Annotated in this window: 2 protein-coding genes; one reads left to right on the plus strand and one right to left on the minus strand. The window is 64.6% G+C overall.

All coding sequences use genetic code 11. The annotated features are described in order from the left end of the window. Nucleotides 1-128 (plus strand): zinc-binding dehydrogenase (locus ABTX60_RS43085; protein ID WP_352102046.1); only part of this gene is annotated, 128 nt, incomplete at its 5' end. Nucleotides 129-291: 163 nt separating this feature from the next. Here the strand turns inward: ABTX60_RS43085 and ABTX60_RS43090 are convergent. Continuing rightward, entirely contained in the window at nt 292-1866 is a 1575-nt protein-coding gene (locus ABTX60_RS43090) for a serine/threonine-protein kinase (protein ID WP_352102045.1), read from the minus strand. Nucleotides 1867-2287: the final 421 nt, after the last annotated feature.

Here is a 2287-nt window from a genome sequence, read left to right on the forward strand (position 1 = left end):
CGCTCGCCGACGCCGGCAAGCTCACGGTCCACGTCGATCGCGTCCTGCCCCTGGCCGAGGCGGCCGAGGCGTTCCGCCTCAGCCAGACCCGGCGCGTCCGGGGCAAGATCGTGCTCGACGTCGGCTGACCCGGCATGGCACGGCGCGGTGTCACGGGAGCAGGACTCCGCGGCTACCGTTCTCGTCGCTGCCCTCAGCGAGTGGCTGTGACCTTTGGCCGTCACGCGGTGGGATCCACGTTCCATTGGTGTGGCGAGCGTGTGGTAGGCGGCTGCAGCGGCAGGCGGGCGCTCATTCGCCCCAGGCTTCGGCGTCGCTCTTGCCATGACCGTATCGGGCGAGGGCTTCTCTCAGCGCGGTCCGCTGCTGGTCCGTCATCGGCCCGAGGACGCAGACAGGGACCCGCCCGTTGCGGACGCGTGCGGCTACCGGGAACGGCCACCCTGCGAGAGGGATTACAGCCGAGCGCTTGGCACCCTTCGTGAACTTGACGCAGAGAGCGGCAGGAGACTGATACCAATTGCCGATCCCGGCCAGTCTGTTCTCGCCTTTTATCCTGTTGATGGCGAACAACTGTACATGGTTCCATTGGCACTGGTATTCATGCCTCCCGAAGCCGATGGTGGTTCTGATGCCCTGCGGCCCGATCTGCAAGGACCATGCGGACCTGTCATATATAAGCCTCAACGCACCTACACCGAGCGGGCCCATCAACATGATGATTCCCACGATGCTGGAAGCCATGAACACGAACGACCACCCGTTGCCCTGACCGGGCCGGCCTCCCATTCCCAGAGAGATCACGACACCGGCTAATCCCACCGCCGACACCTTCGCCATCGAAGCGGTGATGCTGCGCAATTCCCGAGTATCGGTGTAACTGGAAAGGGGTTCCTTTCCCGTCCACAAGATTGTGAATGGACCTTCCGGCCTGGTGGGCTGTGGATCCATCGGGAGGGTGGGCGGCTGCACCACCGGGGTCTTCGCGTCCGACGTTCCCCCGTTCCCTGGGTGTAGCGCCTGCAGTTGCTGAAGGCGTTCTTGGACCTGTCGGGCCGTCTGTGGGCGCCGACCGGGGTCGCGTTGCAGAAGGTCGGCAACCAGGGCAGTCACTGCTGACGGGAGGTCGGGGCGAAGCGAATCGAGACATGGTGCCGCTTCGTCGAGTTTGCGTCGCATGACCGCGAGCCCGTTGTGTCCGGTGAAGGGTGGCTTGCGGGTGAGCATGGCGAACAGCACTCCGCCGAGGGCGTACAGGTCGGAGCGTTCGTCACCGCGCTCGGTGAGGAATTGTTCGGGTGCGCCATATTCCGGGGTTCCGGCCGGAGTTAGCTGGGAGGAGCGGGCTACGGTGAATGAGGTATGGATGAACCCCGCGATCCCGAAGTCGACGACCTTCACCTGGCCGTCCGAGGTGAGCATCACGTTGTGTGGTTTGATGTCGTAGTGGATGACTTGGGCCCGGTGCGCAGCTACCAGAGCCGCGCAGATCCCGCTGGCGATCTCCAGAACACGGGCTAGGGACACGGGACGCTCTGCATGGACGAGTTCTGTGAGCGTTGCACCCTCGACCTTCTCCATGACCAGGAACAGCATGTCCTCGTGGATCCCCCGGTCGTACAGGGCGACCACGTTCGGGTGGTTGATCTGCGCGGCAGCAACCGCCTCGCGCTCAAACCGCTGAGGCAACTCCGGGTGGTCGACCCCGTCGAGGTCGAGCAGCTTGACCGCGACGTCACGGTGGAGTGTGCGGTCCCGAGCGGCCCACACTTCCCCCATACCGCCCCGGCCCAACCGCTTGAGCAGCTCGTAACGGCCCACGATCAGTTCCCCGCGCTCCACGCCCACCTCCGTCGGCTCTGACATGTCAGGAGTCACAGTACGGTCGCTGCAATCGGCAGAACCGGCGAACGGCATCTTGATGCAGCCACGAAGGAGCCCTTGCTGCTCAGAGGGCCCGTGGACTTCCATGGGGCGGGAACTCTCAGCCTCCGCAAACGCTGGCCGTGCCCGTCCCAGTTCGGGGTTGGGGTGCTGCGGCCTGTGTGGTGGGCATCAGAACAACGGGGGTAGCTCTCCGATGGGGATCTCCCGGCAACCTCGGGGGACCGTCAATGCTGGAGCAGCTCACCGAGTTTTGTCGGCGGCTCGTCCACTCAGGTCAGCCAACCTAGGGCACTTGCGCAACGGACCCTAAAGGGTGTTGCAGAAGGCTTGGTGGCGGGCATTTTGCCTGTATGGGTGGGGTGTTGAGGGCTGAGCCGGTGTGGGTGGAGACGTTCACCGG

Source organism: Streptomyces sp. NPDC126510 (genome assembly GCF_040302345.1).
Taxonomy (GTDB): Bacteria; Actinomycetota; Actinomycetes; order Streptomycetales; family Streptomycetaceae; genus Streptomyces.